The organism is Rathayibacter sp. AY1F9 (assembly GCF_002932155.1).
In the GTDB taxonomy this organism is placed as follows: domain Bacteria; phylum Actinomycetota; class Actinomycetes; order Actinomycetales; family Microbacteriaceae; genus Rathayibacter.
Genome location: NZ_PSVA01000002.1, coordinates 259396 through 281751, shown reverse-complemented (window position 1 = coordinate 281751; position 22356 = coordinate 259396). Strand labels below are relative to the sequence as shown.

Genomic DNA, 22356 nt, shown 5'->3' with positions numbered 1-22356 from the left:
CGGGCCGTCCGGAGTTCCCTCGCGGAGCTCTTGACGGCCCGCCCGCGGATGGCGAGGGTGAGCGCATGAGCCTCTTCATCACCTGCCCGGTCGACGACGTCGAGCGCGCCACCGCCTTCTACACCGCGCTCGGCTGGACCCTGAACACCGAGATGTCCCGCGAGGACGTCTCCTGCTTCGCGATCGGTCCCGACACGTCCGTCATGCTGGCGAGCCGCGCCATGTACGAGAGCGTCGGCGCCACCGAGGAGCTGATCGGCGCCCCCGGCACCCCCTCGAAGGTGACCGTCTCGTTCGACCTCGACAGCCGCGCGGCCGTCGACGAGCTCGTCGAGCGGGCCGCCGCCGCGGGAGGCCGGATCGGCGACACCGACGACTACCCCTTCATGTACCAGCGCCAGTTCGACGACCTCGACGGCTACCACTACTCCCCGTTCTCGATGAAGCCGGGCGGCGACGCGGCGGAGTGACGGGGCCGCGCGGACTCACTCCGCGTGCCGCAGGCGGTGCCGCCGGACCGCGGCCCGGTTCGCGCAGCGGACGGAGCAGTACCGCTGCCGGCCGTTCCGCGTCACGTCGACGACGACGTTCCGGCAGTGGTCGCCCGGCGCCCGACCGGCCTCGCACCGCAGGAGGCGGCTCATCCCCCGGGTCGTCAGGTGCAGCGCCGTGCCCACCGCGATGACGGCGTGGAGGACGTGCGCCAGGGACTGGTCCTGGTCGCGGTAGTGCAGGTGCCAGCCCTCGTCGTCGTGGTCGGTCAGGCGCGGATACGCGGCGATCGCGGCCATCTGGCGGTTCAGCGACGTCGCCCGGTCGCTCGGAGTCGGCGCGTCGACCACTTCCAGCCACTCGTCGATCACGTCGCGCGTCCGGGCGTGGTCGTCCGGGCCGGACTCGAAGGCCATCGTCATGCCGTATTCGCGCGTTCGAGCCTCGATGCCCTCGCGGTCGGACGGCCAGTCGTTCGCGAGGGAGGCGGCGAGCAGGACCGCGTACTCGCCGTAAGGGTTGAGCTGCATAAGACCATGACAGCACAGTGGCTCCCATGCGCACCTCCACACCCTCCCCGCACCCCTCCGAGCCGCTCGCCCCCGCCGTCGATCCGCACGAGCACGGCTGGACGACCGAGTCGGCCCACCGGACCAGCGAGGGCGTCGTCGTGTACGTCCGCTGCGTCGGCTGCGGGACGCGGCGCGTGGACGTGCGGACCGGGCACCAGGATCCCCCTGCCGCTCTCAGCCGCGTCCTGCCCGCCTCCGACCACCGCTCGCGGGGTGGAGCAGCGAGCGGCCGCGGGAGGATGAGGGCATGATCGCCGACCTGACCCTCCCCTGCGACGCCGGCCCCGAGGAGAGGAGCCTCCTCCTCCGCCGCGCGGTGCTCGACGACCTCCCCGCGCTCGTCCGGCTCCTCTCCGACGACCCGATCAGCGCCGGGCGCGGAGACGTCGCCGCCGAGGAGGACGGGGCCGCCTACGAGTCCGCCTTCCGGAGCATCGCGCAGGACCCGGGCAACGATCTCGTGGTCGCGATCGACCGCACCGGAGCCGTGGTGGGCACGCTGCAGCTGACCGTGATCCCCGGGATGGCGCGCCGCGGCAGCTCCCGCCTGCTCGTCGAAGCGGTCCGGGTGGCGAGCGCCGAGCGGTCGGCGGGGATCGGCACGGCCCTGATGCGCTGGGTGCTGGACGTCGCTGCGATCGAGCTCCGCACGCCGCTCGTCCAGCTGACCTCGGACGCCGCCCGCACCGACGCCCACCGCTTCTACCTGCGCCTGGGCTTCGTCGACTCGCACGTGGGCTTCAAGCGCCGCGTCGAGCTGCCGGGCTCGTAGCGGCGGTGCGGGCAGCCCGTCCGGACGCCTGATCGGCGTGTCCCCGCAAGCACGACCGGCGCAGGAGGGGACGCCCCGAGCGGAGGCCCGGACGGCACTGCTCGCCTCTCCCCGGCCGACGTGATTGGCTGGCCCGATGAGAACCGAGACCCGTCAGGGCGTCCCCCTCCTGCTCGTCGACGACGACGGAGGCGCGCTCTCGACCCCGGACGACGCGATCGCGCTGATCGGCGAGACCTACGGCGGCGACGTCGAGACGATCGTGGTGCCCGTCGGCCGGCTCGACCCCGAGTTCGTCCGCCTGCGCTCCGGCATCGCCGGCGAGTTCGTGCAGAAGTTCGTCTCGTACGGCAAGCGGCTGGTGATCCTCGGCGACGTCAGCGGGCCGGTGGCGGAGTCGAGCGCGCTGCAGGCCTTCGTCGTCGAGTCGAACCGCGGCGACCACCTCTGGTTCGCCGCCGACCTCGAGGCGCTCGACGCCCGCCTCCGCAGCTCCGGCACCGCGACCGAGCCCGGCGCCGACGGCGGAGTGGAGCCGACGCCCGGCCCCGCCCGCTGATGCCCCTGCTCCAGCCCGGCCCCGACGGCTCTCCACCCGAGGTCGACGGTCCGGTCCGCCTCCTCCTGCTCGCCGACACGCACCTCCCGAAGCGGGCGAAGGCCCTCCCGGACGAGGTGTGGCGCGCGGTCGACGAGGCCGACCTGGTCGTGCACGCGGGCGACTGGGTCGACGAGGCGACGCTGGACGCGCTGGAGGAGCGGGCGGCGCTCCTGCTGGCCGTGTGGGGCAACAACGATCCGGAGCCGCTGCGCGCCCGCCTGCCCGAGGTCGCGCGCGCCCGCATCGCCGGCCTCGACGTCCGCGTGGTGCACGAGACCGGAGCGGCGACCGGCCGCGAGACCCGCGCCGACGCCGCCCATCCGGGTGCCGACGTGCTCGTCTTCGGGCACAGCCACATCCCCTGGGACACCGTCTCCCCGGCGGGTCTCCGCCTGCTCAATCCGGGCTCCCCGACGGATCGGAGGCGCCAGCCGGCCTGCACCTTCCTGACCGCCGTCGCCGACGACGGAGTGCTCCGCGACGTGCACCTGACCGCCCTGCCGCTCCGGGCACGAACCATTCCCGGCGGCGGCGCAAGGGGGTCACAGAGCATTTAGGTCGGCCTAAGCTCACCTGGATGAGCAGCTCACACGACCACCCCGACTCCGCGCACCTGCGCCCGGAGGGTCTCGACGACGCCACCGTGGCGGCGCTCGGGAAGCTCTCGGAGGCGCTCGAGACGGTCGAGCACGCCCGCGGTCTGCTCTACGGCTTCCACCGGCTCACCGGCGCGGCCGACCTCGCTCTGGGCGAGGCCGTCGACGCGCTGCGCGAGGCCGGCCACGCCGCGACCGCCGAGCGGATCGAGGCCGAGCTCGTCGGCCGCAACGTCATCGAGGGGCGCTGGACCTTCCAGATCGTCGAGGACTACGACGACACCTACTACGCCGCGTTCCGGGAGCAGGAGCGCGCCGCGCGCGACGAGCTCGCCGGCGGACGCCGCCACCTCTTCGAGTCCGAGATGAAGGAGGACCGCCGCTCCGGCGGCCGCCGCCACCACGAGTCGCGCCCGGAGGCGGGCTCGTGAACGCCGTCATCCGGATGCACGCCTCGTCGCTGCGGGTCAAGGCGGTCACGCCGGGCCGCGGCACGCCTCCCGGGCCCGAGGCGACGATGCGGCGCACCACGCTCAGCATCGACGGCCGCCGCTTCCTCCTCGCCGTCTCCCTCGACACCGAGGAGCTCGAGAAGCGCCTGGTCGAGGCCGTGCGCAACCGCGGCGACATGGTGAGCTTCACGGTCGCCGGCGAGCGCGAGGTCTGCGTGCTGGTCTCCCCGGGCGTCGCGGTCATCCTCGAGCACGAGGACGTCCCGGTCGAGGATCCGGATGCCGAGGACGCGCCGATCCTGTACGACGACGTCGAGTACCTGACCTGATCCGTCGGCGGCCGGTCCCGGCCGCCGGTCCGGGCGCGGCTCTCGACTCGGGTCGTCCACCCGCTCAGACCGCTCCGGTGCTCGCCCACAGGTGGAACGCCGCGTGCGCCCGGTGCGGCCGCCACGCCTGCGACGCCGCCTCCGCCTCCGCCGTGCTCACCCGGCCGAGCGCCTTCCGCAGCACCAGGTCGCCGGCGGGGAAGGCGTCCGGATCGCCGAGGAACCGGAGCGCGAGGTAGTCGGCCGTCCACGGCCCGATGCCCGGGATCGCGAGGAGCGCGTGCCGCTGCTCCGGCAGGTCGCCCGCGCGGTCGAGCACGGGTCCGGCGGCGAAGGCCTCGGCGACGGCCCGGACCGTCCGCGCCCGGGCGTTGGTGATCCCGATCGCCGAGCGCAGCGCCTCGAACTCCGGGGCGAGCAGGGCGGCGGGTGCGGGGAAGGCCAGGAGACCGCGCTCCCCCGGGGCGCCGAAGGCCGCGGCGGTGCGTCCGCCGAAGGTCCGGGCCGCGGCGACGGACACCTGCTGGCCGAGGACCGCCATGACCGCCGCCTCGAACGCCTCCGGGTACTGCGTCGCGCGCAGCCCCGGCCGGGCCGCGACGGAGCGGGCGAGCAGCGGGTCCCGCGAGAGCTCGGCGCCGATCGCCACCACGTCGGAGTCGAGGTCGAACCAGGCTCGGACGACCGCGGCCGCCGGCGTCAGCACGTCCGGCTCCGCCTCCACCCGCAGCCCGGTCTCCGTCACCTCGAGCACGATCGGCCGCGGCGCCCCGTCGAGGGTGAGCAGGCGCTCCAGGCGTCGGCCGTCGGCCGAGACCCGCTCCACTCCGGGGAGGGCGTGGTTGCGGAGGAGGCTCGCGGCGCCGGCTGAGTCGAAGGGCCCGAGGGCCGGCAGGTCGAGGGAGGACGTCTCGTTCAGGGGAGCAGGACCGTCTTGCCGCGCGCGCGGCCCGACTCGACGAGGGCGAGCGCGGCGGCCGCCTCGGTCAGCGGGAAGGAGGGCCCGAGCACGACCTCGAGCTCCCCGCGACCGGCGCGGTCGAGCAGGCCCGGCCGGGCGGCGTCGCGGAGCGCGGTGCCGGGATCGGCTCCCGGTCCGCCGCCGAGCAGCAGGATGCCGCCGAGGCGGGCGGCGTGCTCGAAGCCGGCCACAGTGGCGATGCGCGAGCGGTCGGCGACCAGAGCCACCGAGGCGTCCAGCGCCTCGTCGGTGCCCGCCGTGTCCAGCGCGACGTCGACGCCGCCGGGGGCCAAGACGCGCACGCGCTCCTCCAGCCCGGCGCCGTAGCGGACCGGCTCCGCGCCGAAGCGGCGGACGACCTCCTCGCCGCGCTCGCTCGTGGTGCCCAGCACCCGTGCTCCGCGGGCGACCGCGAGCTGCACCGCGAGCGAGCCGACGGCCCCGCTCGCCCCGTGCACCAGGACGGTGTCCCCGGAGGAGACGCGGGTGGCCTCGACGAGGTGCTCGGCGGTCGTCCCTGCCAGCAGCAGGCCCGCGGCCGCCGCCCAGCCGAGCCCGGCGGGCTTGGGCAGGACCGCGCTCGCGGGCGCGACCAGCTCGGCGGAGTAGCCGCCGGAGACCCGGAACGCCACGACCTCGTCGCCCACTCGGATCGGGCCGAGCGGCCCCTCGGCCCCCACTCCGACCGCGGTCACGACTCCGGAGACCTCGCTGCCCGGCCGGACCGGCACCCGACCGCGCCCGAACATCCCGCGCAGGAGCTTCGCATCGGCCGGGTTCACGCCCGCGGCGCGCACCGCGATCCGCACCCTGCCGGGCGTCGGCTCCCCCGGATCGACCTCGACGGCGCGCAGCGCCTCCGGCCCGTCGAATCCCTCGGCCTGCATCGCGACGACCATGCGTCCGCCTCCCGTCCCCGGGCGCCTGCGCACCCGAGCGCGACGCTAGCAGCAGCGTCCGATCCCCGGACCCCCTGCGGAGAGCGCGGCAGCCGACCGAGAACGCCCGTTCTGGTAGCGCCTACCATGGAGGGATGTCCCCGATCCTCGACGAGCGCCCTCCCCGCGAGGCGATCCTCGCGGCCGCCGACCGGCTCTACTACGAGCGCGGCATCCAGTCCGTGGGGATGGACGAGCTCCGCACGGCCGCGGGCGTCTCGCTGAAGCGCCTCTACTCGGAGTTCCCGAGCAAGGAGTCGGTGGTGGTCGCCGTCCTGCACGGCCGGCACGAGCAGTGGACCCTCGGCGTGACCACCCGGGTCGCCGCGGCGGACGGACCTCGCGGCAAGCTGCTCGCGATCTACGACTTCCTCTTCGACTGGTTCTCCGAGGACTCGTTCCGCGGCTGCGGCTTCATCAACGCCTTCGGGGAGCTCGGCTCGTCGAACCCGATGGTCGCCGAGATGGCGCGCGACCACAAGGAGACGTTCCAGCGCTTCCTCGCGACCCTCGCCGAGGAGGCGGGTGGCGGCGCCGAGCTCGCCGCGCAGCTCGCGATCCTCGCCGAGGGCGCCCAGACTACCGCGGCCATCGCCGGAACCCCGGAGGCCGCCCTGCACGCGCGTCGCGCCGCCGAGATCCTCATCGACGCGGAGACGCGCCCCGTCTGAGGCGCGCCGCGCTCGGGATCAGGCCTCGCCGCCCCCGGGCGGGCCGACCACCAGCAGCGCCGCGAAGACGACGGCGACCAGAGCCAGGACCAGCGCCCCGGCGAGCACGGGCCGCGCGAGCGCCCAGCGGAGGAGCCGGCTCGTCACGCGCCGGTCGCGCGGGTCGTCCGTGGCGTGCGTCCGCCACGGGCCCTCCAGCAGGCCGCGGCGCTCGAAGCCGCGCTCCAGCGGGACCGTCGCGTAGGGCACGACCGCGCTGACGACCGCGAGCGCCGTCGCGCCCGCCGACCACCGCTGGTTCACCGCGAGCACCAGGGCCGCGGCTCCGTAGGCGAGGAACGCGAACCCGTGGATCGGCCCGGCGACGCTCACCGGCCAGTCGCCGGCACCGGCCGCGTACTTCAGCAGCATCCCGACGATCAGGAGAGTCCAGGTCACCGCCTCGACGATCGACAGCAGGCGGAAGAGGCGGCGCGGGCTCATGGGATCGGCTCCGTTCGGTCCGCGGCGACGCGGCTCGGGGTCGGTCGAGGGTCGCCCGGAGCCTACGGGAGCACGCTCGCGAGGAACCTGAGCGGACGAGGACCGCTCGGGGCGCTCAGCCCAGCCAGCCGGTAAGCGAGAGGGCCGTCACCGCGCCGACCAGGCCCGTGGCGACGAGGGCGACCGTGCCCGTGACTCCGCTGCGGGAGGGGGCTGCGGCGGGGCCGCCGGCCAGGCGCGCCCAGAGCCGGCGTGCCACCTCCTCGGCGGAGGGGCGGTCGGCCGGATCGAGAGCGGTCATCGCGGTCAGCAGCTCGCGCCACTCCGCCGGGACCGACTCCGGGACGACGGGCGCGTGGTGGAGGCGCTGGATCGAGATCTCGAGCGTCGTGCCGGTGTAGGCCCTGCGGCCCGAGACGGCCTCGAGCAGGACCAGCCCGAGCGAGTAGACGTCGGACGCCGGTCCGACCGGGCCGGAGCCGAGGCTCTCGGGGCTGAGGTACGCGGCGGTGCCCACCAGCACGTCGGAGCGGGTGAGCCGGGCGTCGTCGACCGAGCGGGCGATCCCGAAGTCGCTGAGCTTGGCCTCGTGCGCGGAGAAGCCGGACGCGGTGGCGCGCGAGCGGACGAGGACGTTCTCGGGCTTCACGTCGCGGTGGAGGACGCCCTGCGCGTGCAGGTGCGCGAGAGCATCGGCCACCTGAGCGCCGACCTCCGCGACGAGCCGCTCATCGCCGGAGCCGAACCAGTCGGCCGCCGGGTCGCTGCGGTCGAAGTACTCGAGGACGAGGAACGCGAGGTCGCCCTCCTCGCCGGGGATCTCGCCCTGGTCGAGGACGTCCACCACGGAGGCGTGACGCGAGTCGATCAGGAAGCGGATCTCGCGCTCGCGACGCGCCCGCTCGTTGGGGGTGTCCGGGACGTCGCGGTGGACCTTGACCGCGACCTGGCGGGCGAGGCGGAGGTCGCGGGCGCGGTAGACGACGGCGCTGCCGCCCTCCCCCACCCGCTCGAGCACGAGGTAGCGACCGGCCAGGGTGGAGCCGACCAGCGGATCCACGACGTCGGCCAGGAGCGGCTGCAGGCGGTCGAGTTCGTCCAGCACGGGCAGCTCCCTTCGCGAATGAGTCACTAGCTCGTCTAACTAGTAGTCCCTTCGTAGTGGTCGCCGCCCTTCCAGGCAAGCACCTCGGGGGAGGTTGGCTTGTCTAGATGTTCTTGCTACGAGACTGTCTAGACTGTTCGGCATGGATGAGGTCACGCTGAAGCGACCCGGGGCCTTCTGGTTCTCGGGTGAGGCGACCGAGCCCGGAGCGGTGGAGGTCCTCGCCGCGATGCGCGCCTTCCGCACGGCGGAGGCCGCGATGCGCCGACGGACCCGCGGATCCATGGGCATGGGCGAGAACGACCTGCTGGCCGTGCAGTTCCTCATGCGCCGCCAGCAGAAGGGCGTGCACGTCAGCCCGAAGGACCTGGCCTCCTACCTCGGCATCTCCTCCGCCTCCACGACCGTGCTGATCGACCGGCTGGTCAAGAGCGGGCACGTGGTCAGGGAGCCGCACCCGAGCGACCGCCGGGCCATCCGCATCGTCGCCACCCCCACCTCCCACCGCGAGGTGCGCGAGACGCTCGACGAGATGCACCGCCGCATGCTCGAGGCGGCCGAGACGCTCAACCCCTCCGAGGCCGGGACCGTCATCCGCTTCCTGCAGACGATGCGCGACATCGTCGAGCGCCCGGCCGACTCCGAGACGGTCGACGCCGCCCAGGAGCTCGCGGGCGAGCCGATCGGCGAGTACGCCGACGGCGTGCTGGAGCAGCGCCGCGCCTGACGCGCGTCCACGCGGCCGTGGCCGTGCGTCCCCGAGAGTTCACTCCGAGGGACTTCTGCCGCGCCCCGGGTCCGTCGGAGAATCGAGGCGACCGGCGGCGATGGACAGAAAACGCAGTCCGCGACGTAAGTAGCTAGCTCAACTAGTAGGAAGTCTTTCTAGCGATATAGAGTGACGGACGTCAGCCACTCGCACGTCAGATCGGAGCACACCATGGGCAACATCCTGTACGGCACTCCCCCCGCCGCCATCGAGGTCGAGGACCGCGCCCTCGCCCACCTCCAGATCGTCATCATCAACAAGTTCCGCCGCGACGAGCGCTTCCTGCTCACCCTCGACGCGAGCCCCCAGGCCGGCACCGGCCGCCGCGGCGTGTGGATGCACCCGACCATCCCGATCCAGTTCGAGTTCAAGGGCAGCCGCCAGCCCACGATCAACCCGGAGTGGGTCGAGGCCCTCATGGAGCGCGCCAACAGCGGCGCCGGCCTCCGCATCGTGCCCGAGCCGACGAGCAACGCTGCCGTCCCGCTGCGCCGCGCCGAGCCCGCCGCCTGACCCTCCGCGCCGGAGCCGCTCCCGATCAGGCTCCGCCGCCGCACACCGACACGACCCGCCTTCCCGCCCGGGAGGCGGGTTCCGTCGTCTCCGGGCCAGAGAACCCCGGGAGCGCGCTCGCAAGTGGTTGACATTCCGCGCCACGGTCAGGGTCGCAGTCCTACACTGCTCCTGCGGCACGGGGTCGTTCCGGCGGGCTCGTCCCTGCTGTCGCACGCATGACCGGCCGCCGGCCGCTCGGGCCCCCCTCTCGAGCGACCGGCGGACGGCTGCGCGGCGCACCCGAAGCGCCGTCCGCGAGGTCCGCCGGAACCAGGAGCGGCCAGATGACCCACGGAACGAACAGCCTCACCACCACCGTCGACGAGGTGCGCCCGGGCGACCTCTTCTGCGCCGTCGTCGCCCACGAGACCGAGCAGTGGCGCGTCGTCGCCGTCCTCGGCATCCGCGTCCTCGCCGAGCGGGTCTCCGGAGGAGACCGCCGCAGCTTCACCCTCCGCTTCGTGCGCCACCAGCTCTCGCCGGACGTGCTCATCGCGAGGGGCGCCGCAGCGACGGCCTCTCCGGACTCCCGCCGCTAGAGCGACGCCGTCGCCACGGCGGGACGCGCCAGGCGGGCGAAGAGGCGGTCGAACACGACCCGCCGATCGAACTGCAGGGCGTACTCCCGGGCGGCCGCCGCTCGGCGTGCGCGATCGTCGGCGCTGAGCTCGAGGACGGCGTGGTCGAGGAGCGCGGCGATCGTGTCCGGGCTGTCGACCGGGGTCACGAAGGCGTGCTCGCCGATCGCCTCGCCGATGCCGCCGGTCAGCGTGGTGATGATCGGCCCGCCCCCGGCGAGCATCTTCTCGGCCAGCGCGATGCCGAAGGTCTCGACGAACTCGGGCCGCGGCTTGCTCGGGAGCACGAACGCCGCGCAGCCCGCCATCAGGAAGGGCTTCTCCGCGTCGCCGACGTCGTCGAGGAAGCGGATGCGGTGCGCCAGCGGCGACGCCGCCGCGATCCGGCGCAGCTCCGCCTCCTGCGGACCGCGACCCGCGATGACGAGCTCGTGGCGCTCGTGGACGGCACTGCGCTCGTAACCGGTGATGAGGTCCTCCACGCCCTTCGCCTCGGTCAGGCGCGAGAGGAAGAGGACGTAGCCGTCGGTCCGGAGTCCGCGGGCCCGCACGACCTCCTCGACGACGCCGGGGTCGAGGTCGAGGTACGCGTCCGCGTCGATCGCCGGGTAGGACACGGCGATGCGCTCCCGGCACTGCGGAGCGAAGCGCGTCCCGTGCGCGGCGTCGACGCGCTCCGCCTCCTCGATGATCAGGTCGCGCGTGTACTCCGACACCGCGACGCAGTGGTCCTGCGAGAGGTAGGAGGAGAGGATGTGGGCGGCGGCGCCCAGCCGGCCCTCCTCCACCGCCCGGCGGACCACGTTGGTGACGTCGGAGCCGACGGCCTCGGCGATCGTGGTGACCTCGACGGGGAGTCCGGTGCTCCAGGCGGCGCGGAGGGCGTCGGCCACGACGAGCGTGTGCGGGCTCAGGTAGAGCGAGAGGCAGACGGTCGGGACGCCGTCGGTGAACAGCTCGATCAGGCGTCCGGTCATCCCGGCCAGCCAGCGGCCGTCCGGGACCTTGTAGTCGCCCACGGGTCCCGGCCGCTCCACGACGATGCCGTCGCTGTAGGGCAGCACGGCGTCGAGCGGCTTGAGCGGGAGGCCCGCGGCCTCGAGCCGGTCGATCGGCCAGGTGACGATCCGGACCTCGTCGAATCCGCGCTCCCGGGCGGTCTCGGCGAGATTGCGCGCTTCGACGGAGTGCCCGCAGATCACCGGATCGGCGCGGACGACGATGACGAGTCTGTTCTGCACGGTGTTCGCGTGCGTGCTCTGGTCCATGGGTCTCCTTCAGGGGTCGTCGGTCGGGTGCGGCGGCGGAGGCCGGACGCGCGGGGTCGGTGGTAGCGGGGGTGACGGCGAGCGGGGGTCAGTGCCGGCGCGCCGGCCACGAGGGCGGCCGATGCTCGGGCAGGGTCCCCCAGTCGGAGGGCTCCGGACCGAGGTGCAGGACCAGCTCGCCGCCGCGATGGAGGGCGGCCGCGGTCAGGACGCTCGTCAGGAGGGGCGCGCCGTCGAACTCGGCCGACTGCACGTACTGGACCGGCCCGCCCGGCTCGGGCTCGACGAAGCCGGTGGTCCGGATCTCGAGGTCGGCCCCTCCGATCGCCACCGACGCGCGCGCGAAGCTCGGCGCGTTGACCAGCACCAGGCCCTGCCCGGCGACGGGGAACAGCCCGAGGCTCGCCCACACGTACCAGGAGCTGAGGCCGCCGGAGTCGTCGTTCCCCGGCAGGCCGCCCCGGCCCGCTCCGAACCGCTGGTGCAGCACGCCGTGCACGATCTCGGCGGTCCGGTCGGGCCGTCCCGCGTAGTGGTACGCCCACGGCGAGTCCATGTCGGGCTCGTTGTTGAGCCCCTCGAAGCGTCCGAGCTCGGCTCCCGCGAGCATCTCGCTCCGCTCGGGGCGCAGCCCGGGCTGGACGACCGGCTCGGCTCCGTAGCCGAAGAACTCGTCCAGCTGGGCGACGAAGCCCTCGTCCCCTCCGCTGAGGGCGATGCGCCCGGCCATGTCGTGCAGCAGGCGGAACGAGTAGTTGTGGCGGGTGCCCTCGTAATACGTCGAGTCCTTGAGCAGGCCGGAGCGGAGGTCGAACGCGTTCACCCACTGCGCGGCGCGCTCCTCGAGCTGCTCGGCGAGCTCGAGATCGCCGACGTGGCGGGCCACGACGGCCGTGCACCAGTAGCCGTGCGCCAGGTCGAGCGTGTGGCTGATCGGGTGAGCCTCCCCCGCGGCGAGGAACTCCTCGCCGTACATCCGCTTGAGGTCCTCGCTCATGTGCACGAGAGCGGCGTCCCAGTCGACCCCGGGCAGCCCCAGCCGGCAGAGGTCGGCGAGGAAGGTGTGCGCGAGGGCACTGCCCTGGCGCGAGAACCGGTCGCTGCCCTTGGCCATCCGGTAGCCGATCGGGAAGTTGCCCTCCTCCTCGCAGATGGTGAGGAGCGCAGCCGCGATCTCGACCGCCCGCTCGGGCAGCAGCATCGTGAGCAGCGGGAGCTGAGTGCGGTAGATGTCCCACATCGTGCTGATGTCGAAGACGAAGGGTCCGTCCGTCGGCCAGAACGGGCTCTCGGAGGGAGCGAGGCACGGCTTGATCAGCGAGTGGTAGAGCGCGGTCGAGAAGACCGTCTCGCGCTCGGCGGACGGGGTGTCGACGGCGATCGTGCGCAGGCGCTTCCGCCACGTCTTGCGGGTGCGATCACGGCGCTGGTCGAACCCGGTGCCCGCAGGAGGGACGTCGCGATGCAGGTTCTCGCGGGCGCGGTCGGTGCCCCGCAGCGAGAAGCCCATCCGGAGCTCGACGGTCTGCCCGGCCGTGCTGGGTCCCGCCCACATCAGCCCGAAGGGGCGCAGCGTGGTGGGACGGATGTGGTCGAAGTCGAGCCGGGTCCCGCCGGGCATCAGCCGGCGGTCGTACCAGAGCATCTGCCGCCACTGCAGGGCGTCGCACTCCAGGTGCACCGCGAGCGGCGCCCCCTCCATCACGACCTCGCCGGCCGCGACGCCGGGCGAGATCGAATGCAGCTGCGCGCGCAGCGGCACCGTCGCTCCGCTCGGGATCGCCAGACCCCCGAGGGAGAGGTCGACCACCACGCGGGCGCTGCGGTGCTCGGGGAAGGTGTAGCGGTGCACCACGGAGGCGGGCCCGACGGTGAGCTCGGCCCGCACGCCGGAGGAGAGGGTCGCCGCGTAGTAGCCGGGCTCCGCCACCTCGTCCTCGAGGGCCCAGCTGCGCCCGAGCTCGTCGAGCGGCTCGAGCATCGGCGTGACCCGCAGGTAGTTGTAGTACTTGCGGATCGCGCCGGTGCCCGACTGCTGGAAGTGGGTGAATCCGCTCGCCTCGAGGCCGTCGTGGAGCGTCGGCGGGACCCCCTCGAGCGCGAGGTCGTAGCGGCCGTAGCCCGTCGGATAGGCGCCGGAGTAGGAGCACGCGGACACCATGCCGAGGGGGTAGGTGGCTCCGGGGTGCGTGTTGCCGATCTGCGGCTTCGGCGACCACCACGTCGCTGCGAGCCCCGTCGGCTCCGGGAGCGCGGTCGCCTCCGTGCCCAGGAACGGGTCCACCCGCTCGATCATCCGCTCGCCGCCATGCCGTGACGCTAGGCACGGCGGGGAGACGAGGGGTGTCGACGGGGTATCCGGCGGACGACGGAGCGGCGACGGATGAGGGCCGGCGGGCTAGGGGATCAGGCGCTCCGCGCGGTAGCGGTCGAAGAGCGCCGTGAACGAGTCGACCGTCCGGTGGAACGCCGTGAAGCCGGCGAGGCGGGACTTGCCGATGTCGGTGACGACCTCGAGGTTCCGGCCGAGGTCGGCGTCGGTGTGCCACCAGGAGGCGACGCGGGAGAGGTCGGGCTCGATCAGCCCGTGCTCGTCGACGAGGCGCCGCCAGACGGGCTCGGCATCGGCCATCTGCTGCTCGAGCGGCTGCGGCTCCTCCCCCGGGCCGACCGGCTCGACGCCGAAGTGCTCCGCGATCCGGGTCCACATCCAGCGCCAGCGGAAGACGTCGCCGTTGACCACGTTGAAGGCCTGGTCGCGGCCCGCCTCCGACGTCGACGCCCAGAGCATCTGCTCGGCGAGGATCGTCGCGTCGGTCATGTCGGTGAGTCCGTTCCACTGCGTGAGCGAGCCGGGGAACACGAACGGGGTGCCCTCGGCACGGTGGATCGACGCCGCGACCGCGAGGGTCAGCCCCATGTTCATCGCGTTGCCGACGGCGTGCCCGATGACCGTGTGCGAGCGGTGCACCGACCAGGTGAACCCGGCGCGCCCGGCCGCGGCGAAGAGCTCGTCCTCCTGCGCGTAGTAGAAGTTCGGGGCGTCGAGGCGCTCCTCCTCCTCGTGGAACGGGGTGTCGGGCATCGCGCCCTGCCCGTACGCCTCGAACGGGCCCAGGTAGTGCTTGAGGCCGGTCACCAGCGCGACGTGCTCGACGGGAGCGTGCGCGAGCGCGGCGAGGAGGTCGCGGACCATGCCGCCGTTGACCGCGATGTTCTCCTCCTCCGTCGCCTGGCGCGACCAGGCGGTGAAGAAGAGGTGCGTGGGGCGCTGGTCGGCGAGCACGCGGGCCAGGTCCTCGGCGGAGCGCAGGTCGGCGGCGAGCGGAGTGACGCCGGGGCGCGCGTCGATCGGGCGGCGCGAGAGGGCGGTCACCGGCCAGCCCTGCTCGGTGAGCAGGTCGACGAGGGCGGAGCCGCCGATGCCGGTCGCACCGACGACGAGGGCGCTGCGGGGGTCGGACGGGGGGACGGGAGTGGTGGAGGACATCCCCTGGGCCAACAGCCCCGGGGGCGAGGCATTCCCCGATCCGGGCGTCACGGAGGGACACCGGAGGTCACGGAGGGACACCGGGCGTCACGGGCGGACCGCGGACCGGGCTCCTCCCCTACCGTCGAGCACGAGCCGCCCGGGGTGGGCGCAGCGGAACAGGAGCCGACGATGACCGCGACCGATCTGCGGGCCGTGCCCGAGGTGGACTACGAGGAGCTGGCGGGGCGGTTCCGGCCGCTGTTCGCCGAGATCGCGGCGGGGGCGGCGGCGCGGGAGAGCGCACGCGAACTGCCGGTCGCGCAGATCCGAGCGCTGGCGGACGCCGGGTTCGGCGCGGTGCGCGTGCCGCTGGAGTCCGGCGGGGCCGGCGCGAGCCTCCCCCAGCTGTTCCGCCTGCTGACGGAGCTGGCCGCCGCCGACTCCAACTTGCCCCAGGCGCTCCGCGGCCACTTCGCCCTGGTCGAGGACCGGCTGCTCGCGACCGACGGGACCCGCGAGCGCTGGCTCCGGCGCTTCGCCGACGGCGAGCTCGGCGGCAACGCCTGGACCGAGGTCGGCACGGTCGCGATCGGCGACGTGCAGACGAAGGTCGCTCCGGTCGAGGGCGACCCGACGCGGTTCACGGTGACCGGCACGAAGTACTACTCCACCGGCAGCGTCTTCGCCGACTGGATCGACACCTTCGCCCAGCGCACCGACACCGGGCAGAAGGTGATCGCGATCGTCGACGCGCGCCAGGCGGGCGTCGAGCACGCCGACGACTGGGACGGCTTCGGCCAGCGCACCACCGGCTCGGGGACGAGCACCTTCACGGAGGCGGTGGTCGCGGCCGAGGACGTGATCGCCTTCGAGACCCGGTTCCGCTACCAGACCGCGTTCTACCAGGCGGTGCTGCTGGCCGTGCTGGCGGGCTCGATCGCGGGGGCCGAGCGCGAGATCGCGGCCGAAGTGCGGGCGCGGACCCGGATCTTCTCGCACGGGAACGCCGAGTCGTTCGCGGCGGATCCGCAGATCCTGCAGGTGGTGGGGCAGGTCTCGGCCGCCGCCTACGCGGGAGCGGCGATCGTGGAGCGCGCGGCGGTCGCGCTGCAGCGGGCGCACGACGCGGCCCTCGACGGCGACCCGCTCGAGGACGAGCGGCAGAACGACCTCGCCGAGCTCGAGACGGCGCAGGCCCAGATCGTCCTGACGCAACTGGCCACCCGGGCGACCTCCGACCTCTTCGACGCGCTGGGCGCCTCCGGGGTGAGCACCCGCAAGAACCTCGACCGGCACTGGCGCAACGCGCGCACGGCCGCGAGCCACAATCCGTGGGTGTTCAAGGCGCGGATCGTCGGCGACCACGCGGTCAACGGCACCGTGCCGCCGCGGGTCTGGGCGATCGGCGCGGGGCCGAAGCGGTAGTCGCCTCGGCGCCGGCCGGGGGCGGTGGACAGCCGGCGAGAGCGGAGGAGAGGATCGAGGGGGCGGCGACGCGGCCGCCGCGGACGAGGGGGCTCGCGATGATCCGGACGACGACCGCGAGGGGCGCCGGTGCGCTGCTCGCCTGCGGGGCGGGGCTGCTCGCGCTGAGCGGCTGCACGGGAAGCGCCGACGAGGGGACGGCCCCGACGACCGCTCCACCGCTGATCTCGAGCGCTCCGACGCCGAGCAGTGCCGTGCCGACCGCGAGCGCCGGCAGCACGTCTCCGCTGCCCACCGCGACCCCGGCCACCGCCCTGCTCCCCTGCGAGGACCTGCTCACCGCCGACGAGGAGGGGTCGCTCGCCGAGGACGGTCTCGCCCTCTCACCCGAGGCGACGGTCTACGACGTCGACTACCCCGTCGTGCAGGAGATCGCCGAGGACGGGGTGCTCTGCCGGTGGAGCGGCCAGGGCGACGTGTCGGTCGTGGTCGGGCAGCTGGCGGTCCCGGACGCGGAGTGGCCTGACCGGAGCGCCGCGCTCCTCGCGGATGGGTTCACCGCCGACGACACCGCGGCTCCGGGCTTCCTCGACGGGCCCGACGGACCGGACGAGAGCTACCCCGGCCGCGGCGTCCTCCACCGCGACGGCGTCCTCTACTACGTGAGCTACTCCGGGATCGTCGGCTCGATCGTGCCGCTCTCCGGCTGAGGCGGCGGATCGACGACCCAGGGCGGGCGCCCGTGGTCGGCGCTGCTCCCCGTCGTCAGCTGCTCGCCGTGGTGGTCGAACGACAGCGGGGCTCCCGCCTCGGCGCACTCACGGCCGATCAGGTCCATGGCGTTCCAGAAGTACTCGCTCGCTCGTCGATCCCCGGAGATCGCGGAGAGCAGATTGCTCGTGGCGAGACGAGCAGCGTCGGACGCGATCGAGTTCGAGGAGCTCTCGTCGAAGCCCTCGAGGGCTTCGCGAAACGGTGGACGCAGAACGGGATCGAGTTCCGGCGCGTAGTCGTTCCACGTGCGCTCGAGCGGGACACAGGGAGCGGCCTCCTGATCGCCTCCCGGCTCGGTGCAGCCCACGAGGAGCAGCACGGATACGAGTACCGCCGATGAGGCGGTCGGGCGGTCCACCATCGTTCATCGCTCGATGTGCATCGTCCCCGTCGTGACCCAGACCGCGCAGGCCTTCTTGCGATGTTCCGGGGCACTGGTCTCGACGATGTGATCGCAGGTCGAGACGCCGGTGTACCACTTCACGCACCCCCCTTGGAACTCGTACTCGCAGTTCTTGTTCGGCTGAATCGGAGCGGCCGAGGCCACCTGCGCCCCGAGAACCGACGTCAGCGCCAGCGCGACGACAGCGAGACCGGACCCGAACCACAGAGAACTCTTCATGACGTCTCCTCATTCGCCGGCAGATCCATCGGGTCCTGGGACCGTATCCATCGCGGAGAGGGTGTCGGACGGTCGGCGCGAACTCGACACATCGAGGCGCGGGCCGGGCCCTCGAGAAGGGGTAGCGTCGACAGGTGCGATTCCCGTGGCGTTCCCGAGACAGCGAGCGACTGCCGCGGGACGTGCTCGTGCTGGGGGTCGTCGCCTTCTTCGTGATGCTGGGGTTCGGCGTCGTCGTGCCGGTGCTGCCGACCTACGTGCGCAGCTTCGGCGTCGACTACACGGCGGTCGGCGCGGTCGTCTCGGCGTTCGCGCTGATGCGGCTGGTCGCGAATCCGTTCGTGGGGCCGCTGGTCGACCGGTTCGGCGAGCGGGTCGTGCTCGCCGTCGGCATCGGCATCGTCGCGCTCTCCTCGGCGCTGGTCGGCTTCGCCTCCGACTACCCGCACCTCCTCCTGCTGCGCGGAGTCGGCGGCATCGGCTCCGCGATGTTCTCCGTCGCGGCGATGACGCTCCTCCTGCGCACCGCGAGCCCGGAGCGGCGCGGCCGCTCGATCGGCTTCTACCAGGGCGGCTTCCTGCTCGGCGGCATGGCGGGCCCCGCGGTGGGCGGCGTGCTCACGGCGATCTCGCTCACCGCCCCCTTCTTCTTCTACGCCGGCACGCTCGCGATCGCGGGGCTCGTCGGGCTGATCCTGCTGCAGCGGCCGGAGCGCGACGCGGCACCGTCCGCCGCGGCGAGGACGAAGCCCCTGCGCGAGGTCGCCCGCGACCGCCGGTACCAGAGCGCGGTGCTGGCGAACTTCGCCCTCGGCTGGTCGGCGATGGGAGTCCGCGCGACGCTCGTCCCCGTGCTCGTCGTCGAGGGGCTCGGCGGGCAGCCCGCCTGGACCGGCATCGCCTTCGCGATCGCCGCGGTGGTGCAGACGATCGCGCTAGCGCCCGCCGGCCGCTTCGTCGACACGGTCGGCCGGCGCCCGGCGCTGATCGGCGGATTCTCCGTCGCGGCGGTGGCGATGCTGGCGATGCCGTTCGTCTCGGAGCTGTGGCTGCTCGTCGTGCTGCTCTGCGTCTACGGAGCGGCGGCCGCCTTCATGGGCACGGCCCCGGGTGCGCTGGTCGGTGACGCCGCGGGCGAGCGCGGCGGCAAGCCGGTCTCGGTGTTCCAGGCCGCGTCCGACCTGGGCGGCGTGATCGGGCCGCTGCTCGCAGGCGCTCTCGCCGACGCCGCATCCCCGACCGCGGCCTTCGCCTCCGCCTTCGTGCTGCTGGCGGCGAGCGCGCTGCTCGGCCTGCGGATCCCGCGCTCGCGGATCGCCTAGCTGTTCCGCCCGCGGGCGTCGACGGGCCAGACGGCGCCGCCGCCGTCGCGGAGGAGGACACGGTACTCGTCGGCCAGGTTCACCGCGACGCAGACGTGGTTCGGCGCGATCCGCACCCGCGTCCCCACGGGCAGGTCGACACCGGTGATCGTCGCATGGTGCTCCGAGAGCACCGGGATGCGCGCCTCCGGGTGCTCCGGGAGGCGGCCGAAGCCGCTCGAGGCCGCGCCACGATCGGAGGAGAGCACCTTGCTGCCCGCGTCGGCGATCAGGTGGTCGCCGCGGCGGGACACGATCGTGGCGAGGACGGTGACGGCGATGTCCTCGGGCGTCACCGTGCCGATCTCCCACTGCTGGGCGTCGCCGAGGGCCGAGACCCCGGGGCGCAGCTCCGTGAGCACCGAGGAGTCGGCGAACGCGGCCGAGGGGGTCGAGCCTCCGCTGACCACGCGGGCCTCGACTCCGGACGCCGCGAGCGACGCGACCGACTCGGCGAGCGCGCGCGCCTCGTCGCGGGCGGCCGCCGCTCCGTTGCCGGCCGCGTAGCTGTGGCCGGGGAAGGTGAAGACGCCGGCGACGTCGAGCCCGGCGGAGACGGCGGCCGCGGCGATCGCGCCGGCTTCGGCGGGGAGCACGCCGCTGCGGTGGTGGCCGGAGTCGATCTCGACGACGACCTCGAGCCCCTCGCGCTCGGGCAGGGCCGCGGCCAGGCGCTCGGCCGACTCCGCCGAGTCGACGCCGACCCGCACACGGGCGCTCGCGAGGACGTGGCGGAGCCGCCCGGCGCGCTCGGCGTCGAGCCAGAGCGGGTAGGCGATGAAGAGGTCGCGGATCCCTCCCGCGGCGAAGACCTCGGCCTCCGAGACGGTCGCGACGGTGAGCCCGACGGCCCCCGCGGCGAGCTGGCGCCGGGCGATCTCGAGCGACTTGTGGGTCTTCGCGTGGGGGCGGAGCGCCAGACCCCGCTCGCGGGCAGCCGCGGCGACGGCGGCGATGTCGCGGTCGAGCACCGCCTCGTCGAGCACCAGCGCCGGAGTGGCGAGAGCGTCGAGCGCGGCGGAGCGGGCGGAGGAGTCGGCGGCGGCGGTATCGACGGTCACGCGCCGAGCCTAGGGCGCACCACCGGCCCGCGTCCGGCCGTCACGGCGGCCTCGCGCCGGTCCGCCGCCCGGTCGTCGAGCCCCGCGGAAGGCCCCGCGGAAGGATCCCGTCGAGCAGGACACGTCGTCGACCTCGGAGGCGGCCGCGCCGCACCGACACCGTCTTCCGGATCGCCCACCTCTCCGCCGGGACGCTCGCGACGACGCTCCTGGGCTTCGGCGTCGTCGGGCAGAGCCCTCTCGTCCACTGACCGTTCATCCGCCGCGGGATGCGGGGAGGACCCCGGCGCTGCCAGGCTGAGCGGATGACTCCGCAGTCCTCCCGCCTCCGGCCCTTCGGCCCGTCCGGCGCCACCGTCACCCGGCTGACCCTCGGCACCTCCTGGCGCCCCGAGCGCGTCGCCGACCTCGACCGGGTGCCGGCCCTCGAGCGCGTCCTCGACTCCGACGCCGCCACCCGCGCCGTCTCCGTCGTCGACACGTCCAACGAGTACGCCGGCGGCCACAGCGAGCGCCTGATCGGCGAGGCCCTGCTGGCCCGCGGCGGCGTCCCCGAGGGGATCACCGTGGTCACCAAGCTCGACCGCGACCCGAGCACCGGCAGCTACTCGGCCGAGCGGATGCGCCGCAGCCTCGACGAGAGCCGCGAGCGCCTCGGTATGGACGTCCTCCCCCTGCTCTACCTGCACGACCCGGAGCGCATCTCGTACGACGAGGCCTTCGCCGAGGACGGCCCGGTCCGCGCGCTCGTCGCGATGAAGGAGGCGGGCGTCGCCCTCTCGATCGGGATCTCGGGCGGACCCGCGCCGATGCTGCGCCACTACGTCGACACCGGCCTGTTCGACGCCGTGATCACCCACAACCGCTTCACGCTCGTCGACCGCTCCTCCGAGGAGCTGATCGACGCGTCCGTGGACCGCGGCGTGATCGTGGTCAACGCGGCGGTCTACGGCGGAGGCGCCCTCGCACGCTGGCCGGAGCCGGTCGCCTCCTACGCCTACCAGCCGGCGCCGCGCGAGATCGTCGACGCCGTCGCGGCGATGGGAGCGGCCTGCGAGCGGGCGGGCGTGCCGCTCGCCGCCGCCGCGCTGCAGTTCTCGACGCGCGACCCCCGCGTGACGACGACGGTCGTCGGCGCCACCTCCGCCGAGCACTACGACTCCTTCGTGGCCGACGACGCGCTCGAGATCCCCGACTCGTTGTTCGAGGAGCTGGAGTCGCTCGCTCCGCCGAGCACCGTCTGGCAGGACGCGCCCGGGGCGACCTGGCCGCGCTGATCCGGGCATAGCCGGGCTCTCCTCCCGGTTGGAGCACGTGACCCCCTCCGCGAGATGCCGTCGGCGTGCGCCCTCACCGGCGTATCGCCTACCGAAGCGGCGTTCCGCGGAGAAGCACGACAGGAGAGACATGACCGACACCGCCTTGTTCCAGCCGCTGACGCTCCGCTCGAGGACCGCGCGCAACCGCCTCTGGGCGGCACCGATGTGCCAGTACTCGGTGGAGGCGCAGGACGGCGTGCCCACCTCGTGGCACCTCGTGCACCTCGGCGGGCTCGCGCGCGGCGGATCGGGCGTCGTCATCGCGGAGGCCACCGCCGTCGTCCCCGAGGGGCGGATCAGCCCCTGGGACACGGGGCTGTGGAACGACGAGCAGCGCGACGCCTGGGCTCCGATCGTCGATTTCGTGCACGGACAGGGCGCGCTCGCGGGCGTGCAGCTCGCCCACGCGGGCCGGAAGGCGTCGACCTACCGCGAGTGGAGCGGACGCGGATCCGTGCCGCTGGAGGACGGCGGCTGGCCGACCGTCGCTCCCTCGGCCGTCGCGTTCGAGGGCTATGCGGAGCCGCGCGAGCTGGCGGCGGACGAGCTGCCCGGCCTCGTCGAGGCGTTCCGCGCCTCCGCCCGCCGCGCCGCGGACGCCGGCTTCGACGTGATCGAGCTGCACGCCGCGCACGGGTACCTGCTCCACCAGTTCCTGTCGCCGCTCTCGAACACGCGCGAGGACTCCTACGGCGGCTCGCTCGAGAACCGGGCGCGCCTGCTGCTCGAGGTCGTCCGCGCGGTCCGCGCCGAGATCGGGGAGCTCGTGCTGCTCGTCCGCTTCTCCGCGACCGACTGGGCCGAGGGCGGCTGGACACTGGAGGAGACGATCACCGTCTCGGAGTGGGCTCGCGCCGAGGGCGTGGACCTCTTCGACGTGTCGACCGGCGGACTCGTGCACGCCAGCATCCCGGTGGCGCCGCTCTACCAGGTGCCGTTCGCGCGCGACCTGCGGAAGGCGACCGGTGCGCTGGTCGGCGCCGTGGGACTCATCACCACGGCGGAGCAGGCGGAGGGCGTGGTCGCGAACGGCGACGCCGACGTCGTGCTGCTCGCCCGCGAGCTGCTGCGCGATCCGAACGCTCCGGTGCGGATGGCGCACGAGCTCGGCGCGGACCTGCCGGTGCCGCCGCAGTACACCCGGGCCTGGCGCTGAGCCTTCAACCGCGAGATGCCACTT

27 protein-coding genes are annotated in these 22356 nt (G+C 73.8%); 16 read left to right on the top strand and 11 right to left on the bottom strand.

The features are described from left to right. Positions 1-65: 65 nt before the first annotated feature. Positions 66-470, top strand: a complete 405-nt coding sequence (locus C5C37_RS03035) for a VOC family protein (protein ID WP_104247008.1) — start codon at positions 66-68, stop codon at positions 468-470. Between the two features lie 15 nt (positions 471-485). On the opposite strand, the gene C5C37_RS03030 is transcribed toward C5C37_RS03035, so the two are convergent. Beyond that, positions 486-1022, bottom strand: coding sequence for a CGNR zinc finger domain-containing protein (locus tag C5C37_RS03030; RefSeq protein WP_104262385.1), 537 nt, complete (start codon positions 1020-1022; stop codon positions 486-488). A 26-nt stretch (positions 1023-1048) separates the two neighbouring features. Between C5C37_RS03030 and C5C37_RS03025 the strand changes: the two genes are divergently transcribed. The 6 genes from C5C37_RS03025 to C5C37_RS03000 all read left to right on the top strand — a co-directional run bounded on the left by C5C37_RS03025 (position 1049) and on the right by C5C37_RS03000 (position 3814). Beyond that, positions 1049-1315 carry a hypothetical protein gene (locus C5C37_RS03025; RefSeq protein ID WP_104247006.1) on the top strand — a complete coding sequence of 89 codons (267 nt, stop codon included), beginning with the start codon at positions 1049-1051 and terminating at the stop codon, positions 1313-1315. Further along, positions 1312-1836, top strand: a complete 525-nt coding sequence (locus C5C37_RS03020; protein ID WP_104262384.1) for a GNAT family N-acetyltransferase — start codon at positions 1312-1314, stop codon at positions 1834-1836. The genes C5C37_RS03025 and C5C37_RS03020 overlap by 4 nt, the downstream gene beginning before the upstream one ends. A 136-nt stretch (positions 1837-1972) precedes the next feature. Further along, the gene (locus C5C37_RS03015) at positions 1973-2395 is read left to right on the top strand and encodes a DUF4180 domain-containing protein (RefSeq protein ID WP_104338443.1); all 423 of its coding nucleotides are present in this window, start codon (positions 1973-1975) and stop codon (positions 2393-2395) included. Beyond that, positions 2395-2994: a metallophosphoesterase gene (locus tag C5C37_RS03010; protein WP_104257132.1), complete on the top strand. Its 600-nt coding sequence runs from the start codon at positions 2395-2397 to the stop codon at positions 2992-2994. Before C5C37_RS03015 ends, C5C37_RS03010 begins: the two co-directional genes overlap by 1 nt. A 20-nt stretch (positions 2995-3014) precedes the next feature. Next, a complete protein-coding gene (locus tag C5C37_RS03005; protein ID WP_104224173.1) occupies positions 3015-3464 on the top strand; it encodes a hypothetical protein in 450 nt (149 codons plus the stop codon). After that, positions 3461-3814: a hypothetical protein gene (locus C5C37_RS03000; RefSeq protein ID WP_104338442.1), complete on the top strand. Its 354-nt coding sequence runs from the start codon at positions 3461-3463 to the stop codon at positions 3812-3814. Before C5C37_RS03005 ends, C5C37_RS03000 begins: the two co-directional genes overlap by 4 nt. 64 nt (positions 3815-3878) lie before the next feature. On the opposite strand, the gene C5C37_RS02995 is transcribed toward C5C37_RS03000, so the two are convergent. Both C5C37_RS02995 and C5C37_RS02990 read right to left on the bottom strand, forming a co-directional pair. Next, positions 3879-4709: a DNA-3-methyladenine glycosylase gene (locus C5C37_RS02995; RefSeq protein ID WP_258074025.1), complete on the bottom strand. Its 831-nt coding sequence runs from the start codon at positions 4707-4709 to the stop codon at positions 3879-3881. 20 nt (positions 4710-4729) lie between these two features. Continuing rightward, positions 4730-5674 (bottom strand): NADP-dependent oxidoreductase, encoded by a 945-nt coding sequence (locus C5C37_RS02990; protein WP_258074018.1) that lies wholly within the window; start codon positions 5672-5674, stop codon positions 4730-4732. Between the two features lie 134 nt (positions 5675-5808). On the opposite strand from C5C37_RS02990, the gene C5C37_RS02985 reads away from it, so the two are divergent. Further along, positions 5809-6384 carry a TetR/AcrR family transcriptional regulator gene (locus C5C37_RS02985; RefSeq protein WP_104224170.1) on the top strand — a complete coding sequence of 192 codons (576 nt, stop codon included), beginning with the start codon at positions 5809-5811 and terminating at the stop codon, positions 6382-6384. Positions 6385-6402: 18 nt separating this feature from the next. Here the strand turns inward: C5C37_RS02985 and C5C37_RS02980 are convergent, their stop codons facing one another. Together C5C37_RS02980 and C5C37_RS02975 are read right to left on the bottom strand one after the other, a co-directional pair. Next, positions 6403-6867, bottom strand: a complete 465-nt coding sequence (locus C5C37_RS02980; protein ID WP_104225947.1) for a DUF3817 domain-containing protein — start codon at positions 6865-6867, stop codon at positions 6403-6405. A 115-nt stretch (positions 6868-6982) separates the two neighbouring features. Beyond that, entirely contained in the window at positions 6983-7972 is a 990-nt protein-coding gene (locus tag C5C37_RS02975; RefSeq protein WP_181127363.1) for a serine/threonine-protein kinase, read from the bottom strand. A 142-nt stretch (positions 7973-8114) separates the two neighbouring features. On the opposite strand from C5C37_RS02975, the gene C5C37_RS02970 reads away from it, so the two are divergent. From C5C37_RS02970 to C5C37_RS02960, 3 genes are all read left to right on the top strand, one after another. Continuing rightward, a complete protein-coding gene (locus C5C37_RS02970; protein WP_104224167.1) occupies positions 8115-8699 on the top strand; it encodes a MarR family winged helix-turn-helix transcriptional regulator in 585 nt (194 codons plus the stop codon). A gap of 213 nt (positions 8700-8912) precedes the next feature. Then, a complete protein-coding gene (locus tag C5C37_RS02965; RefSeq protein ID WP_104224199.1) occupies positions 8913-9254 on the top strand; it encodes an ATP-dependent DNA ligase in 342 nt (113 codons plus the stop codon). A 326-nt stretch (positions 9255-9580) separates the two neighbouring features. Next, positions 9581-9835, top strand: coding sequence for a hypothetical protein (locus C5C37_RS02960; RefSeq protein ID WP_104246999.1), 255 nt, complete (start codon positions 9581-9583; stop codon positions 9833-9835). On the opposite strand, the gene C5C37_RS02955 is transcribed toward C5C37_RS02960, so the two are convergent. The 3 genes from C5C37_RS02955 to C5C37_RS02945 all read right to left on the bottom strand — a co-directional run bounded on the left by C5C37_RS02955 (position 9832) and on the right by C5C37_RS02945 (position 14632). Further along, entirely contained in the window at positions 9832-11142 is a 1311-nt protein-coding gene (locus C5C37_RS02955) for a glycosyltransferase (protein ID WP_104328867.1), read from the bottom strand. The genes C5C37_RS02960 and C5C37_RS02955 overlap by 4 nt on opposite strands. 88 nt (positions 11143-11230) lie before the next feature. Further along, positions 11231-13426, bottom strand: a complete 2196-nt coding sequence (locus C5C37_RS02950) for a glycoside hydrolase domain-containing protein (protein WP_258074017.1) — start codon at positions 13424-13426, stop codon at positions 11231-11233. A gap of 114 nt (positions 13427-13540) precedes the next feature. After that, a complete protein-coding gene (locus tag C5C37_RS02945) occupies positions 13541-14632 on the bottom strand; it encodes an SDR family oxidoreductase (protein WP_104338439.1) in 1092 nt (363 codons plus the stop codon). Between the two features lie 171 nt (positions 14633-14803). Here C5C37_RS02945 and C5C37_RS02940 point away from each other — a divergent pair, with 171 nt between their 5' ends. Beyond that, complete coding sequence (locus C5C37_RS02940; protein WP_104338438.1) at positions 14804-16039, top strand: acyl-CoA dehydrogenase family protein; 1236 nt, start codon at positions 14804-14806, stop codon at positions 16037-16039. Positions 16040-16137: 98 nt separating this feature from the next. Further along, on the top strand, positions 16138-16749 hold the full coding sequence (locus C5C37_RS02930; RefSeq protein ID WP_146085177.1) for a hypothetical protein: 612 nt from the start codon (positions 16138-16140) through the stop codon (positions 16747-16749). Here C5C37_RS02930 and C5C37_RS02925 read toward each other — a convergent pair. Together C5C37_RS02925 and C5C37_RS02920 are read right to left on the bottom strand one after the other, a co-directional pair. Next, positions 16707-17174, bottom strand: a complete 468-nt coding sequence (locus tag C5C37_RS02925) for a hypothetical protein (RefSeq protein WP_146085176.1) — start codon at positions 17172-17174, stop codon at positions 16707-16709. The two genes, C5C37_RS02930 and C5C37_RS02925, sit on opposite strands and share 43 nt — an antisense overlap. A 3-nt stretch (positions 17175-17177) precedes the next feature. Further along, complete coding sequence (locus C5C37_RS02920) at positions 17178-17435, bottom strand: hypothetical protein (protein ID WP_104333320.1); 258 nt, start codon at positions 17433-17435, stop codon at positions 17178-17180. Positions 17436-17569: 134 nt separating this feature from the next. Between C5C37_RS02920 and C5C37_RS02915 the strand changes: the two genes are divergently transcribed. Next, a complete protein-coding gene (locus C5C37_RS02915; RefSeq protein WP_244229579.1) occupies positions 17570-18757 on the top strand; it encodes an MFS transporter in 1188 nt (395 codons plus the stop codon). Here C5C37_RS02915 and C5C37_RS02910 read toward each other — a convergent pair. Further along, positions 18754-19857: an alanine racemase gene (locus tag C5C37_RS02910; protein WP_104338434.1), complete on the bottom strand. Its 1104-nt coding sequence runs from the start codon at positions 19855-19857 to the stop codon at positions 18754-18756. The two genes, C5C37_RS02915 and C5C37_RS02910, sit on opposite strands and share 4 nt — an antisense overlap. A gap of 305 nt (positions 19858-20162) precedes the next feature. Between C5C37_RS02910 and C5C37_RS02905 the strand changes: the two genes are divergently transcribed. Both C5C37_RS02905 and C5C37_RS02900 read left to right on the top strand, forming a co-directional pair. Then, positions 20163-21134 (top strand): aldo/keto reductase, encoded by a 972-nt coding sequence (locus tag C5C37_RS02905; protein ID WP_181127362.1) that lies wholly within the window; start codon positions 20163-20165, stop codon positions 21132-21134. Positions 21135-21264: 130 nt separating this feature from the next. Beyond that, the gene (locus C5C37_RS02900) at positions 21265-22332 is read left to right on the top strand and encodes an NADH:flavin oxidoreductase/NADH oxidase (RefSeq protein ID WP_104338432.1); all 1068 of its coding nucleotides are present in this window, start codon (positions 21265-21267) and stop codon (positions 22330-22332) included. Positions 22333-22356 lie beyond the last annotated feature (24 nt).